The following is a 13,930-nucleotide window of genomic DNA, read 5'->3' on the forward strand; positions in this document are numbered from 1 at the left end:
CGGAAAAGCGCGCGGCATACTGAGCCAGAATCGCTACCATCGGTCGCGCGAGGATGACCCCGAGGACGGCGCCCGTCCCGCAGAGGAGCAGACTTTCCCCGAGAAGCGTTCGCCGCAGCGCCCCCGTGCTCGCGCCGAGCGCGGCCCGGAGCGCGAGCTCGCCTTCGCGTCGAACCGAGCGCGCGAGGATCAGGTTGGCCACGTTCGAGCAGGCGATGATGAAAACCAGCGCCGACGCCGCAAGGAGCACCAGCAGAACGGTTCTCGCCGGAGAGGCGAGTTGATCGCGCAACCGAACCGCGTCGATGCGAAAGTCGGCTTCCTCCGGGTACGCCTCAGGATATTCCTCCAGGATCGCACCGTGGGCGGCGCGCAGCTCGGCGCGGGCCGATTCGAGATCGGCACCAGGAGCGAGCCTTCCGAAGACCTCTGTCATCCGATGCACGCGGCCATCCTCCATCGTCGCCGAGAGGTGGTGGGGGCTCGTCACGACGTTCGCGATGATCTCGGTCTCGGCGGGATAGGGGATGGAGGGCTCGAGAACCCCGACGATGGTCGCCGATCGCTCACCGAGTCGAAGCGTCTTTCCAAGCACCGTCGGGTCGCTCTGCAGCGAAGTGGTCCAGAAACGATGCACCAGCACCGCCGCCCCCGCTGCCTGAGGCCCGTCGTCATTCGGGCCGAGCAAGCGGCCCATCGCGGGGCGCAGTCCCATGACCTCGAAATACGATCCATCGACCACTCCGGCACGAACGACCCGCGGCTCGCCCAGCCCGATCATCGTGAACTCGATCGTGGAGAACTCGCCGAAGTCGGTCACCGTCGTGACGCCCTCGCGCAGGTCCCGGATTTCCGGTACGGAGAAGGCGGCATTCTCGACGCCGATGCCGAGCGCGCTGTGGCGGATGTAGATCAGACGGTCTTCGTCGCGATTGATGAGCGGTCGCAGCAGAACACCCTCGACGACGCTGAAGATCGCCGCATTGGCGCCAATCCCGAGCGCCAGTGTGAGGATCACCGTGATGGCGAGTCCCTTGACCCTTGCCAAGGACCGCAACGCAATCCACATATCCGTGACGATGCTCATTCACCTGCCTCCCCGATCAAACGATACATGTCCCCATCTCGCCTATTTCGCCAGCCGTGCTGCAACTTCTTCCTTTCCGTCCGTGAGCTTTCGACATCATAGACTCCCGGGCACTGGAAAACTCATCGGTCGAGCCCAAGCTCGGCCGTGGTATCCTTCGTGGAGCCTAACCTCCAGAAAAGGTGTGCGCGCACACAGCCGATGTGACCGGCTGTCGAAGAGGGGGTGTCGTGAACGTCCGATCCGCCGAAGGGCATGAGATCGGTCGACTGACCGAGATCTGGTACGACGGCTGGAATGATGCGCACGCGAAAATCGTGCCCGTCCAACTGGCTCGGCTTCGTAGCTGGGAAAGCTTCCGAGAAAGGCTCGAGGCGATTCTTCCGAGCGTGCGAGTGGCGGGTCCCGTGGGAGCCCCGGTTGGATTCTGCGTGGTGAAGGGCGACGAGCTCTATCAACTCTACGTCTCGGCGCAATCACGCGGTGCGGGAGTCGCCGGCGCGCTGATTGCCGATGCCGAGGCTCGGCTGGTCGAAGACGGCATCGAAACGGCCTGGCTCGCGTGCGCCATCGGAAACGAGCGAGCTGCCAGATTCTATGAGAAATCCGGGTGGCATCGAGTGGGGACGATGATTAACCGCTTGGAGACGTCGAACGGAATCTTTCCGCTCGAGGTCTGGCGTTATGAAAAATCCCTGACGCACCCTGCTTCGACGAATTCCGTTCAGGCTTAGTGTTTCGGCGCCAAACCGATCTCGAAGATCTCGCAGCTGAGCTCGACGAGACGTCGGCCAGGGCTATTCGAGCCCAGATCAGACGCAAGCCGCAGCATGCTGATTCCATGAACCGCCGCCCAGACCAGGCGGGCGAGCTGGACCGAGTCTCCCGCCGAGACTTCTCCAGCCAAGGGGGCCATCATCTTCGTGCTCGAAACGGGATCACGGCCAGGGTCGAAGTATATTTGGCGACAAGAACCTCGCGGCTATCTTCAACGGAATAGACTTCCGATTCCGCGACGACGATCCGGTCCCCCGCTCGAAGTGTTTGGCCCTTTGAGAGCAAGCGATTTCCTTTCGCAGGACGGAGGTAATTGATCTTGAATTCTATGGTAATGACGTACGTCGGGATCCATGAGCCGTGCGGGCGGCCGCCGGTTCAGTTAGCGAGGCGCCCGTTGCGCCACTTGGTGGCATACGGCAGCACGAATAAATAGAGACCGGTGAACAGGAGCAAGGCGAGCGGGAGCAGCGGCGAGTAGGTCACCCAGGCAGGAGGCTCCCCCCGTGCCAAGGCGACGAAATTGGCGATGACAGTCACCGTAAAGGCGATGGACAGCCAGCGGTGGGTCTGCCGAATCCATGCGCTCCAGTTCAATGGGACCTCCTCTGAAATGAGCCCGATGCGGATCGGCCACACCTGTTGGGACAGCCCTCCGGACGGCTGCTGACGAATGCCGCAAGGTGCTCGCCGGTCAGCGTCGAAGTCAGAAACGTGCTGAACAATGCCGCCGCACGCTCGACGTCGCCGGACGGGTAAGTACCAGTCTTGATGCCTTGGATCCTGATCGGCCCCATCATTAAAATGGCTCCCGTCGAGCTGAACCTTGCCAGGGACATCGTCGGGTCCCTCCGGGCTCATCCGTGCTCACCATCTATGACGGATCGCGGTGGAGAAATGTGACCGATGGGAGAACATACTGTCCTGGCGGAGCGTTTCGAGGAGAACCGTAGCCGTCTTCGGGCCGTGGCTTATCGGATGCTGGGCTCGCTGAACGAGGCGGACGACGCGGTGCAGGAGGCCTGGCTGCGGCTCAGCCGTACCCAGGCCGGCGACATCCAGAATCTGAATGCCTGGTTGACAACGGTGGTCGGCCGGGTGTGCCTGGACCTTTTGCGCTTGCGAAAGTCACGGCGCGAGGAGCCGATGGAGGTGTATCTGCCGGAGCCGATCGTGAGTCCGCTCGAAGGGGTGGATCCCGAAAACCAGGCGCTATTAGCCGACTCGGTGGGTCTGGCGCTGTTCGTGGTGCTCGAGAGTCTGTCTCCCGCGGAGCGAGTCGCGTTTGTGCTGCACGACATGTTCGACGTTCCCTTCGACGACATCGCTTCGATTGTCGGGCGCACCCCGACCGCCGCGAGGAAGCTCGCGAGCCGCGCGCGCGGCCGTGTGCAGCAAGCGCCGGTCCCCGATTCCGATCTCGACCGCCATAGGGAAATCGTCGACGCGTTCCTCGCCGCTTCGCGTGACGGTGACCTCGAGGCGATCGTAGCCGTGCTGGATCCGGAGGTGGTTCTCCGCGTCGACGCCGCGAGGGGCGCGTCGAAAGTCGTTCGTGGCGCGAGCGAGGTGGCCCGCCAGGCTCTTTCGTTCTCGCAGTTTGCACCGTTTTTACGCCGCCTGCTGGTGAACGGCGCGATGGGAGTCGTCGCCGCGCCGCAGGGAAAGGTCTTCTCGCTAACCGGTTTCACGGTAAGGGACGGGAAGATCGTCGCAATGGACATCCTCGCCGATCCCGAGCGCCTGCGCCGCATCGACTTTTCGGCCCTAGGCGATTAATCGTCGGGGCTTGTCATGTCATGCTGAGGGGATGGTTTCTAACCGGACGAATCGAGGCGAAACTGCCGCGCTCGTCGTGCGTTAGTTTGCCGAACGAGAGCCACTCCGCCCGGGGTCGTCGCCCCTCCAGCGAGGGCAAGAAATCGTGGAGCCTCGTCGAGTAGTAGCCATCCCAGAGCGAGGGCGAGGATCGGAACGAGGTACAAGTAGCCGACCGCCGCCGAGACGGACATCTTCGAAACCGTGTGGGCCCAGGCGAGGTAGGCGACGGCCGAGGGTCCGACTCCGAGGAAGAGGACCACCAGTGTCGACGGGATCGGGGCGGTGCGGAGGGTGGCCAGGAGCTCGGGGAGGAACGCGGCGAAGGAAGCTCGGATTGGCGTGATCATGCGAAGCCTTGGCATCCTTCTAGCGTGGCTCGAAGCATGCCGGAAATGGATCGGTGCAAGTCCGCGACAGTGATAGACCGAGTTGATATCTTTTCACTTGCGAAAGCCGAGTTACTGGTTAGGAGATTGGGCCGGAGAGTCCCACCGCGTCCATCTGGCGGTGCCCGAGGACGTACTTTCGGAGAGGAGCAGAACCTTGCGACGCGCAGACGTTTTCTTCTATGGACTCTTCATGGACGAGGACCTTCTTCGTTCGAAGGGCGTTCGAGCAGAAGGCGGTGAGCTCGCCATGGTCGAAGGCTTTACCCTCCGAATCGGCCAGCGGGCAACGCTCGTTCCAACGCCGGGTGGCCGCGTCCATGGTTTGGTGTTCACACTCTCGCTGTCCGAGCTGAATCGCCTCTATTCGGAACCGAGTGTGCAAGCTTACCGGCCCACCGCCGTGCTCGCGCGGCTGGCAAGCGGAGGCCTGATCGCAGCTCTTTGCTACAATCTTTCACAGCCTCAGTCGGCCCGCGAACGGAATCCGGAGTACGCCGCCAAGCTCCGCGCGCTGGCGCAAAAGATCGGGCTTCCCGACGAGTACGTTGCGTCTCTCGAATGATCGAGTGTCGTGGAAGGACAGGGTCTGCCGTCAGTCGGCGATGGAACGCACCGACCGCTCGGCGAGCTCGCGATAGCGACTCGGCGTCATCCCCAAGAACCGGACGAAGGGGCGGTTTAGGGTCTCTACGGAACTCGCGTTGACCGCTTACGCTCGCTCTCTCGGCGACGGGATGACGCGCCTCGACCGAATCGAGATCACTCCGTCGCGATCGCCTCCACCGCGTGAATGCGGGAGGCGCGGAAGCCGGGGAGCCAGCAGGCCACGGCCGCAACGAGGAGAAGGGCCACGGCGGCGGCGGCGGTCGTGAGCGGGTCAGACGCGGAAACGCCGTAGAGGAACGAATCGAGCCAGCGCGCCTCGAGAATCGTCAATGCCAGTCCCACCACCGTGCCGGCCGTGGCGTAACTCATCCCTTGCCCTACCACCATCCGCGTGATAACGGATGGAGCGGCACCGAGTGCGATCCGGACCCCGATCTCCCGTCGCCGCTGGCGAACCGTGTACGAGAGAAGGCCGAAGATGCCCACCGCCGCAAGGGCCACCGCCGCGAACGCGAACACCGAGAGGAGCGCCGTCGAGCGGCCTGGGCCCGTCAGGGCGTCGGCCAGCCGCGCCTCCAACGTCTGCTCTTCCATGGATAGCTCGGGATCGAGTCCGGCAACGACTTCCCGGACCGCCTTTAACGTGATGGCAGGCTGCGCGCGGCTCCGCACCACCAGGTGTGCGGTTCGCGCCTGCGACTGCGCGAGGGGAGAGTAGACGGCGTCGCCCGTTTCCGCGAGCCCGAGGTACTTCACGTCTCCCACGACGCCGATGACCGTCGTGGGATCGCACGTTACGCAGCCACCTTCGATCATCTGCCTTCCGACGGCCGACTCTCCGGGGTAGTACCGCTGCGCCCACCAGCGGCTCACCAGGACGACGGGCGGTCCGGTGGCCGAGTCCGCTTCGGTGAACCAACGTCCCTCCAGAAGGGGAATCTGAAGCGCATCGAAGAACCCCGGTGTGACGACCAGCCATGGCGCGAGGTGCTCGGCAACGCCCGGCTGCACCGGGCGGTCGATCAGATTGAAGTTGTTGATGTTTCCGGCTTGTCCCGGAGGCAACTCGCTGGTCAGTCCGGAAGCGAAAGCGCCCGGAACCTCGGCCACGCGCTGCTCCAGCTGGCGCCAGAACGTTTGCACTTCCGCATATCCTGGATACCGAGCATCCGGCAGCGCGAGCGAGAGGCTCACCACCCCTTCCGGATCGAAGCCGACATCGACTCGTTGCAGCCGTGAGAAGCTGACAAACAGCAAGCTCGATCCCAGCAGGAGGGGTAACGCCAGAGCGAACTCCGCGGTGACCAGCGCGCTACGGAACGCCGTCGTTCTACGGTCCGAGCCGGTGCGACGTCCGTCGCCTTGTCCGACCGGCGCCGAGGAGCTCCGGAAAGCCGCGAGCATCGTCGAGATGCTCACGAGAATTCCACTCAGGATTGCGCACGCGACCAAGAACGCGACGACGCGGCCATCGATCGCCACCTCGTCTACGCGCGGCAGATTCGGTGTCAACTGCCCCAGAATCCGGAAGCCGAGCACCGCAATCCCGAAGCCGAGGAGCCCCGCCGCGAGCCCGATCACCAGTCCTTCCGCAAGCGGTAGCCTCGCGAGCCGTACGCGACCCGCGCCGAGCGTCACGCGTAGTGCCCGCTCCGACTCTCTCGCGGAGGCGCGTGCCAGAGAAAGGGTCGTCACGTTAGCAATGGCCACGAGAAGAACGAGCACCACCGCGGCGAAGAACAGTCCCACGGCCCTTCCCGCATCGCCCACGATCGTGTCGCGTAGTGGCATGGGAGCGATCCGAGCCGTCTGATCCTGGAAGCTGGAGGCCCAGACGGGGAAGATCCGCTTACTGATGGCCTCCATGTCGCGCGCGGCGTCGTCGAGCGTGACGCCTTCGCGCAGCCGGCCGATGCCACGCAGCCAGAACGGGCCCCGTCGCTCGGGTGGCCGCAGTTTGAGCACCGGCCAAGCCGTCGCGCGGACACCGCCCAGCTTCTCGGTGCCTTCCGGCAACACTCCGATCACGGTATGGCTCAGCCCGTCGATGGTGAGAGCGCGGCCTACCGCGGCTTCGGCCCCACCGAGGCGCTGGTTCGCCAGAGCGTGGGAGACGACGGCCACCGGCTCGGCATCCGCCCATTCGTCCTCCGGCGTGACCACCCGCCCGACGGCCGCGTCGGCCTCGAGCGCGCGGAAGAATCCCGACGTCACTGCGCCAATCGGTGCCTTTTCCGGCGTTCCCACCCCGGAGAGCGTCGCCTCCCCCCAGGCGACCAGACCGAACACCTCGAAGCTGCGTTGCTGTTCCAGAATCGCCTGCGCGTCCACCGTCGATAGCTGCCACACCGTCGAGTTCTGCTGGTAGAGCTGGCCGACCCGAACCAGGCGATCGGGCTCTCGGTACGGAAGCGGCGAGAGGAGCACGGAATCCGCCACCGCGAAAGCGGTCGCGGCCGCGCCGAGTCCCAGACCCAGGACCGTGACCACCGCCGTCGTATACAACGAGTCGCGTCCGAGCGAGCGCAGCCCATATCGGAAGTCGGCGCCGAGGTCCTGAAGCAGTCGGACGCCGCTCGCGTCGCGCACGGCTTCCTTGACGGCCTCGATGTTTCCGAACGTGGCCAGTGCCTCCCGGCGCGCTGCTCCCGGATCGGCGCCTCGGCCGACGCGCTCCTCCACCTCGCGTTCGATGTGGAAGCGTATCTCCTCGGTCATCTCCCGCTCGCGCCGGGAGGGAAAAACCAGGGCCCGAAGGCGCTCGATCAGATCGGAGATGCGGCTCACATCGTTCCTTCCGACGACCGGAGGGCGAGGATTCCATTCACTGCGTCGGAGGTGCGGCGCCACCGGGCCGCCTTCGCCTCCAGCTCCCGCCGGCCGGAGGCGGTCAGCCGGTAGTAGCGCGCTCTCCGATTGTTCTCAGTCACCCGCCACTCGGCTCGGATCCACCCCTTGCGCAGCATTCTCTGTAGCGCTGGATACAGCGAGCCCTGGGTCACGTGGAACACGTCCCGCGACAGCTGATCGATACGCTGGCCGATCCCCCAGCCGTGCATCGGCTCGAGGGACAGGGCCTTGAGCACCAGCAGCTCGAGACTTCCCTGCAAGAGGTCACCGGACTCTCCCAATGCTCTCCTCCAGATTCTCTGGAGGAGACTCTAAGCCGCGTTCCTCCAGACTGTCAAGAGGACTGGTGCGCCCGAAGCCACACCGCGCTTATGAGGGACCTTGGTGCGCCATTTGGACGACACCGCGGGGGGGCTCTCCATGACAACCTTTTCTCCGAATCCATAGACGCTCTCTTGTACCAGCGTCATCGTTTTATTACAATGCAATACATAATGCGGTTGCTCATGGATTCGGACTGTCTGATCAAGCTTGCGAAGTCCTCGCTGAAGGAGGTCGTTTGCCAGAGCTTTACCGTTGTCATTCCGCCACGGGTGCGGAAGGAGGTCGTCGACGAGGGCGGCGGCCGCCCGGATGCCGAGATCGTGAGAGAGAATTTCCAGAGGAAATTGCTGTCCCAGAGCGCGGGGGAGCGCTCGGTTTCCAGGGGAGAGGAAGAGGTCTTCTCTGTTTTCCAGTCGGGACATTACGATGCCATCTGCAGCGATGACAGAAAATTCATCAAGCGATTGCGCCTCTTCCACCTGCCTTACCTGACCCCGGCCGTCCTGATTGCCGCGCTGGTCAAGAACGGGAAGCTGGCGCTTGGCGAAGCCCTGGACAAGCTGGATTCACTCGCCCCGATGATCAGCGAGGAAGAATACGGTATCGTCAAGCTCTTCTTGGATGGATGGAGAAATCAGTGAAGACGAAATCGATCCGGATTCCGAAGGAGATGGCGGAGGCCATTGCCGTCGTCGAGAAAGAAGAGCAGATCGAGGAATCCACCGCCATGAGGAAACTCATCAGGATGGGATTCGAAACTTATGTCGGAAATCTCTACCGGGATGGAAGGATCACTTTGCGCAGGGCGTCCCAACTCCTCCGCCGGAGTCAGTCCGAAGTGATGGACCTGTTTATGGACGCGGGTATCAAGGGAAATCTGCAGGCCTCGGACGTGCTCGCCTCGCTGGATCGGTTCGTAAGGAAGTGAGGCCGCCGACGTCCCGCAAATCGCACTGACTTGCATCAGTCGTCGAGGTGAATGATTCCGCGCTGGAAAGCGATGGTCACCGCCTCGGTTCGGTCCTGAACCCCGAGCTTCAGGATGCTCTTGACGTGCACCTTGTTCGTGCTCTCGGTCCGGCCGAGCACCCGCGCAAGCTCCAATTGTCGCGGAAGCCTTCGCCACCAGCCTCAGTACCTCGACCTCGCGCTCGGTCAGCTCGACCGGTGGAGTGAGCTCCGCGAGCATTCGGGCGACACCGGTGGGAATCACGGAGGATCACTGCGTCGCGATTCGGCGTGGCCAATCCTGAAATCTTTTCACGCGAATTTCCATCTATGAAGTCTTGAGCCTCTATTCCCCCTTCTGAGGCGGCCTTGCAGGCGGCGGGAGTGGGAGTTTTGCGGGAACCTCGGGAGAAATCGCGATGCCCGAAGAAGCGATCGTGCCCAGGTCGATGGAGTCGTCCCCCCCGCGGGCGAGTACCCGCGCGGGAAAGCTCGTCGTGGCTGCGATTCTGGTCGCGGCCGTGGCCGCGTTCTTCCATTTCGACCTCGGCGACTACCTGTCGCTCGATGCGCTCAAGGCGAACCGAGATCGACTCCTGGCATTCACCGATGCGAACTCAAGCCTCGCAATGGCTCTGTACATTGCCACTTATTGCCTGGTGGCGGGGCTCTCGCTTCCCGGTGCGGTGATCCTGACCCTCGCAGGAGTCTTTCTCTTCGGCGGATTTTGGGGGACCGTGTTCGTGAACATTGGTGCGACGAGCGGCGCCACCCTTGCCTTTCTCGCCGCCCGGTACCTACTGCAAGATTGGGTGGAAGCCCGGTTCGGAAACCACTTGGGGCCGATTCAGGAGGGATTCGCGAAGAACGCGTTCAGCTATCTGATGACCCTCCGCCTGATCCCGCTTTTTCCTTTCTTTCTCGTGAACCTGGTTTCGGGATTGACCCGGGTGGGTGTCGGGACTTACGTCGCGGCCACCGGCATCGGGATCGTTCCCGGGAGCTTCGTTTATGCCTATGCCGGCCGGCAGCTTGGAACGATCAACTCTCTGAAAGAGATCGCGTCTCCCAACGTCTTTTGGCCTTCACCCTTCTCGGGATCCTCGCCCTGGTGCACCTACACCGAGCCGGAGATCGCCCACGTGGGGATGTACGAGGCGGAAGCGAAGAAGAAAGGAATCGAGGTCGAGACCCATACCTACGAGCTCGACGAAGTCGACCGCGCCATTCTCGATGGGGAGGGGGAAGGCTTCGCCCGGGTACACATCCAGAAGGGGACGGACAAGATCATGGGCGCCACTGTGATGGTGGCTCACGCCGGGGACCTGATCAGTGAGTTCTCGGTGTTGATGAAGTCCGGTGCCGGAGCCAAGACCCTCTCCAGCACGATTCACCCCTATCCGACGCAGGCCGAGGTCAACAAGAAGGTCGCGACGTCGTGGCGGAGGGCGCATCTCGAGCTTCGGCGGAAGGGAACTCGCCGCCGCCTGCGGCACCTCCGCCGATGGCGCGACGGCGACGAGGATCCATGGGATAGCTGCTTTGACAAAGTTCATCGGAACACAACTTCGAGTCGGAGAGTAACCAGCTGAAGAGCATCGGTTCGTCGACCGTCTGCCTCGAGTGCCACTGGCGGGTTCGAGTACAGTAGTTGCCCTCCTCGCATCACCGGATCCGCGAGGGACTCATCGGATGTGAGAGCTGTCACAACGTCACAACGGTAGCCGTCCCAAGATGATCAAGGCCGACTGGGCCAACGAGCTCTGCCCGCAGTGCTATCAGGATAAGTGTGGTCCTTCCTCTGGGAGCACGCTCCCATTCGCGATAACTTCCTGAACTACCGACCCGCACGACACGAATCTCTGAAACCGCTATTTTGAGGAATACGATCCGATCTGGGGAGAAGAGGGGTCTTTCCTCAGCCGAAAGCGCCCGGCCAATCAAACGGTCCACCGGCGCTGCGACCAGCATCCTCGGCTGAGCGTTATCGACGTATTTCGACCGACCGCACCACGTCGACGCGATGCGGCGTCTCCCTATGGAGAAGGACCTTTCCGTAAGACCACGCGGCTGTGGGGTCCGAGGAAGCGCGAGTGCCGACGCCAAGGCCATTTCGCCAGCCTATCATCCTTAATAGTATTAGTAGTAAGCTTGTGCTTTCCGTCGCGGACCGAGCCGAGCGGCGGGATCAGTAAGAGATTCGTAACAAGTGGAACGACGCTGACAATGTCCTCCTCGAACCGTTTGGTGGCCTGTGGAGCCCAGACCGCGGGTCTGAACCGTTCCCGGAACGAGAAAGGCTTAGAGGAACTGCCTACGCCAGGTCCGCGTATGAGGGGTGAAGCTCCCATCCGGATTTTGACGGTCGACGATCACGGGCTTCTGCGCGAAGGGATTGCGGCGCTGTTGGCGAGCGAGCCCGACATGGCCGTCGTGGGCGACGCGGCGACGGGGCGCGAAGCGATCGAGCAGTTCCGCTCGCTCCGCCCCGATATCACGCTGATGGACTTGTGTTTGCCGGATATCAACGGTGTCGAGGCCATGATCGCGATACGGGGTGAGTTCCCCCACGCACGGTTCATCGTCCTCACCACGTACTCTGGAGACGTCCAGGCCGTTCGTGCGCTCAAGGCCGGTGCGTCGGGATACTTGTTGAAGACCCTCGTTCACAAGGAGCTTGCCAACACGATCCGAGCCGTCCACGCCGGACGAAAGACACTCTCCCCCGAAGTGTCGTTCGAGCTGGCCGAGCACGTGGCCGACGACGCACTGACGCCCGCTGAGATCCAGGTTTTGCACCTGATCGCCGCCGGTAACGCAAACAAGCAAATTGCCGATCGACTCGGCACCACGGAAGACACGGTGAAGGGGCGGGTTCGGAGTATTCTTTCGAAGCTGGGCGCGAACGATCGGACCCACGCCGTCACGATTGCGTTGAAACGTGGCATCATCGAGCTGTAGGCACTCGAGCGCCACAGGTGACCCTCTTAGTGGGCGAGGTCATCGTCTGTCTCGGCGGGCAGGGTGAAGAGCAACGTCGCGCCCGGGCCGGCGTTGGCGGTCGCCCACAACCGTCCGCCATGAGATTCCACGATCGACCGGGTGATGGCGAGACCCATGCCGGTGCCTTGCGGTTTGGTGGTCACAAAGGCGTCAAAGATCCGATCTGCGTTCTCCGGCGGTAGCCCCACGCCCATGTCGCTCACAGAGATGAGCAGCTCCCCCTCCTGATTCACCTGCGACCGGATCGTCAGTTCGCCACCTGTGTCCTTCATCGCCTCGATGGCGTTCACCATCAGGTTCATGAACACCTGCTGCAGCTGCACGCGATCCGCCCGTGCATCGGGGACACTCTCCGCGAGCTCGGTCCGAATCGAGATCGAGTACGCGCCAGCCTCCTTCTGCAGCAGGACGGTCATCTCACGAATTACGGCGTTGACGTCGACGCGCTCGAGCCGGGGCGTTTCTTGTTTGTACAGCGCAGTCGTGCGATGGATGATCTCGTCGGCCCAGGTCGCCTCCTCCACCATCTTGGAGGCGGCCCTTCGCGCCTCTTGCAGATCCACGCGATCGTCATCGAGCGCTCGCAGGCAGGCGGTGGCATCGACCATCGTCGCCGCGATCGGTTGCCTGATCTCGTGCGCGAGCGCGGCCGCCATCTCACCGAGCGTGCTGGCCCGCTGGGCGCGCGCGAGCGCCGCCTGTGCCCGACGAAGCTCCGCCTCCGCGCGCTTCCGTTCGGTGAGGTCGATCACGAACACCACGCTCTCTTGCCTTCTATCGTCGAGTGCGGCACCGGCTAGCAGCACCGGGGCGCGGGTGCCGTCCCTCCGGAACAGTTCCTTTTCGAAGAGGTCGAAGCTTCCCGTTGCTTGCAGCTGGGCCACCGCCCGATCGCTCGCCTCCTGCCATTCTGGTGGTGTCAGATCCCGCCAACCGACTCGTCCCGATCGGACATCCTCCCGGGTGTACCCGAGCATTTCGAGGGCGGCATCGTTCGCCCCGTGGATTGTGCCGTCCACGCCCGTGATGGCTACGCCCACGATGTTCGCGTCGACCAGCCGGCGGATCTTCGCTTCCCGCAGCTCGAGCTCCCGATACAGGCGGGTGTTCTCGAGCGACATCGCCGCCTGGGGCGCGAGCACCTGGAGCACGGCGATGCGCGCGGGCGTAAACACGCCGGCCGCAAGGTGATTCTCCAGGTAGAGCAGGGCAATCAGCCGCCCCTGCTTCACCAGAGGCAGGCACAAGATCGAGCGAGCGCGCGTTCGGCGGATGTATGCGTCGGTGGAGAACGGGTTGGACGAAGATGCATCGTTCAGAATGACGCTTTCCTGCGTGCGTGCCGCGTATTGGACCACCGTCTCGGCGAGGTCGTCGGCAGAAACCGCTTTCTCGCGCACACGAACGTCGATCGCGTCCTTTCCGATCGTCGCTTCGGCCTGCACCAGCAGTCCGCCCACTCCGGTGAGCAGCAGCACCCCGCGTTCGGCGCCGGCGTGTTCCATTACCATGCGCATCAGCGCATCGATGAGGCGTTCCAGCACGATCTCGCCGGAGACGGCTTGCAGAGCCTTGAGGACCGTTGCGAGCTCCAGGTGCTCGAGGTGCTCGCTGATGATGGGACGCGCGTCCGGCGGGCGTTCTTCCTGTCCAAGGTATGGGTAGAGCTCATCGAGTTGCCGCACCTTGCCCTCGGCTCCCCAAGCCTGATAGCAATTCCGCGCCTCTCTGAGATGGGCGCTCGCACTGGTCTCGAACCCGCGAGCGCCGTAGAAGCGCCCGGCCATCTCGTTCGAAAGCGCCTCGATGCAGATGAAGCCGTTCACGCGGGCCGATCGGATGGCCTGTTCGTACAATCGTTCGCCGTCCAGGTTCCGCCCGTCGAGGCGGGCGATCTCTGCGCCGGCCAGCGCGGCGCGGCTCTCGAAATTCTCGGGACAGTTTGCGGCCCATTCGAGAAGTCTCCGGTGATGGGCGACGACGTCCGCGAGCAGCTCGCGTCGCTGGTCCGGGATTGCCGAATCCGCGGCCGCGGCCCGCGCCAGCGCGCCGTAAAAGTGATATTCCGCCTCCAGGAATTCGGCGCTGACCGTCCAGAGAAATCGTTCTGCCTTGGCTGCCATGG

Annotated in this window: 15 protein-coding genes; 7 read left to right on the forward strand and 8 right to left on the reverse strand. The window is 63.4% G+C overall.

Annotation, left to right across the window (positions count from 1 at the left end; genetic code table 11):
* A partial coding sequence (locus VEK15_16310; GenBank protein ID HXV62265.1) for an ABC transporter permease occupies positions 1 to 1,087 on the reverse strand: 1,087 nt, incomplete at its 3' end.
* 230 nt (positions 1,088 to 1,317) lie between these two features.
* Here VEK15_16310 and VEK15_16315 point away from each other — a divergent pair.
* The gene (locus VEK15_16315; GenBank protein ID HXV62266.1) at positions 1,318 to 1,821 is read left to right on the forward strand and encodes a GNAT family N-acetyltransferase; all 504 of its coding nucleotides are present in this window, start codon (positions 1,318 to 1,320) and stop codon (positions 1,819 to 1,821) included.
* Here VEK15_16315 and VEK15_16320 read toward each other — a convergent pair.
* Both VEK15_16320 and VEK15_16325 read right to left on the reverse strand, forming a co-directional pair.
* On the reverse strand, positions 1,818 to 1,994 hold the full coding sequence (locus VEK15_16320) for a hypothetical protein (protein ID HXV62267.1): 177 nt from the start codon (positions 1,992 to 1,994) through the stop codon (positions 1,818 to 1,820). The genes VEK15_16315 and VEK15_16320 overlap by 4 nt on opposite strands.
* Positions 1,995 to 2,242: 248 nt before the next feature.
* Positions 2,243 to 2,461: a hypothetical protein gene (locus tag VEK15_16325; protein ID HXV62268.1), complete on the reverse strand. Its 219-nt coding sequence runs from the start codon at positions 2,459 to 2,461 to the stop codon at positions 2,243 to 2,245.
* Positions 2,462 to 2,770: 309 nt separating this feature from the next.
* On the opposite strand from VEK15_16325, the gene sigJ reads away from it, so the two are divergent.
* Positions 2,771 to 3,643: an RNA polymerase sigma factor SigJ gene (sigJ, locus tag VEK15_16330; GenBank protein ID HXV62269.1), complete on the forward strand. Its 873-nt coding sequence runs from the start codon at positions 2,771 to 2,773 to the stop codon at positions 3,641 to 3,643.
* A gap of 38 nt (positions 3,644 to 3,681) precedes the next feature.
* On the opposite strand, the gene VEK15_16335 is transcribed toward sigJ, so the two are convergent.
* Entirely contained in the window at positions 3,682 to 4,032 is a 351-nt protein-coding gene (locus tag VEK15_16335) for an EamA family transporter (GenBank protein HXV62270.1), read from the reverse strand.
* 196 nt (positions 4,033 to 4,228) lie between these two features.
* Between VEK15_16335 and VEK15_16340 the strand changes: the two genes are divergently transcribed.
* Positions 4,229 to 4,636: a gamma-glutamylcyclotransferase family protein gene (locus VEK15_16340; GenBank protein HXV62271.1), complete on the forward strand. Its 408-nt coding sequence runs from the start codon at positions 4,229 to 4,231 to the stop codon at positions 4,634 to 4,636.
* 197 nt (positions 4,637 to 4,833) lie between these two features.
* Here VEK15_16340 and VEK15_16345 read toward each other — a convergent pair whose 3' ends face one another.
* Positions 4,834 to 7,467 (reverse strand): ADOP family duplicated permease, encoded by a 2,634-nt coding sequence (locus VEK15_16345; protein ID HXV62272.1) that lies wholly within the window; start codon positions 7,465 to 7,467, stop codon positions 4,834 to 4,836.
* Positions 7,464 to 7,811: a PadR family transcriptional regulator gene (locus VEK15_16350; protein ID HXV62273.1), complete on the reverse strand. Its 348-nt coding sequence runs from the start codon at positions 7,809 to 7,811 to the stop codon at positions 7,464 to 7,466. Before VEK15_16350 ends, VEK15_16345 begins: the two co-directional genes overlap by 4 nt.
* A 225-nt stretch (positions 7,812 to 8,036) precedes the next feature.
* Between VEK15_16350 and VEK15_16355 the strand changes: the two genes are divergently transcribed.
* A complete protein-coding gene (locus VEK15_16355; protein ID HXV62274.1) occupies positions 8,037 to 8,495 on the forward strand; it encodes a hypothetical protein in 459 nt (152 codons plus the stop codon).
* Positions 8,492 to 8,782, forward strand: coding sequence for a hypothetical protein (locus tag VEK15_16360; GenBank protein ID HXV62275.1), 291 nt, complete (start codon positions 8,492 to 8,494; stop codon positions 8,780 to 8,782). The genes VEK15_16355 and VEK15_16360 overlap by 4 nt, the downstream gene beginning before the upstream one ends.
* Positions 8,783 to 8,817: 35 nt before the next feature.
* Here VEK15_16360 and VEK15_16365 read toward each other — a convergent pair whose 3' ends face one another.
* Positions 8,818 to 8,943, reverse strand: coding sequence for a hypothetical protein (locus VEK15_16365; GenBank protein HXV62276.1), 126 nt, complete (start codon positions 8,941 to 8,943; stop codon positions 8,818 to 8,820).
* 278 nt (positions 8,944 to 9,221) lie between these two features.
* On the opposite strand from VEK15_16365, the gene VEK15_16370 reads away from it, so the two are divergent.
* Both VEK15_16370 and VEK15_16375 read left to right on the forward strand, forming a co-directional pair.
* Positions 9,222 to 10,394: a VTT domain-containing protein gene (locus VEK15_16370; protein HXV62277.1), complete on the forward strand. Its 1,173-nt coding sequence runs from the start codon at positions 9,222 to 9,224 to the stop codon at positions 10,392 to 10,394.
* Positions 10,395 to 11,133: 739 nt separating this feature from the next.
* Positions 11,134 to 11,763, forward strand: coding sequence for a response regulator transcription factor (locus VEK15_16375; protein HXV62278.1), 630 nt, complete (start codon positions 11,134 to 11,136; stop codon positions 11,761 to 11,763).
* 26 nt (positions 11,764 to 11,789) lie between these two features.
* Here the strand turns inward: VEK15_16375 and VEK15_16380 are convergent.
* Positions 11,790 to 13,930: ATP-binding protein (locus VEK15_16380; GenBank protein ID HXV62279.1), on the reverse strand; the 2,141-nt coding region annotated here is incomplete at its 5' end.

It is taken from the genome of Vicinamibacteria bacterium (genome assembly GCA_035620555.1).
Taxonomy (GTDB): domain Bacteria; phylum Acidobacteriota; class Vicinamibacteria; order Marinacidobacterales; family SMYC01; genus DASPGQ01.

Coding starts and splice junctions, on each gene's coding strand:
- VEK15_16375 (HXV62278.1), top strand. CDS start 11,134: ATGAGGGGTGAAGCTCCCATCCGGATTTTGACGGTCGACGATCACGGG.
- VEK15_16355 (HXV62274.1), top strand. CDS start 8,037: ATGGATTCGGACTGTCTGATCAAGCTTGCGAAGTCCTCGCTGAAGGAG.
- VEK15_16370 (HXV62277.1), top strand. CDS start 9,222: ATGCCCGAAGAAGCGATCGTGCCCAGGTCGATGGAGTCGTCCCCCCCG.
- sigJ (HXV62269.1), top strand. CDS start 2,771: ATGGGAGAACATACTGTCCTGGCGGAGCGTTTCGAGGAGAACCGTAGC.
- VEK15_16335 (HXV62270.1), bottom strand. CDS start 4,032: ATGATCACGCCAATCCGAGCTTCCTTCGCCGCGTTCCTCCCCGAGCTC.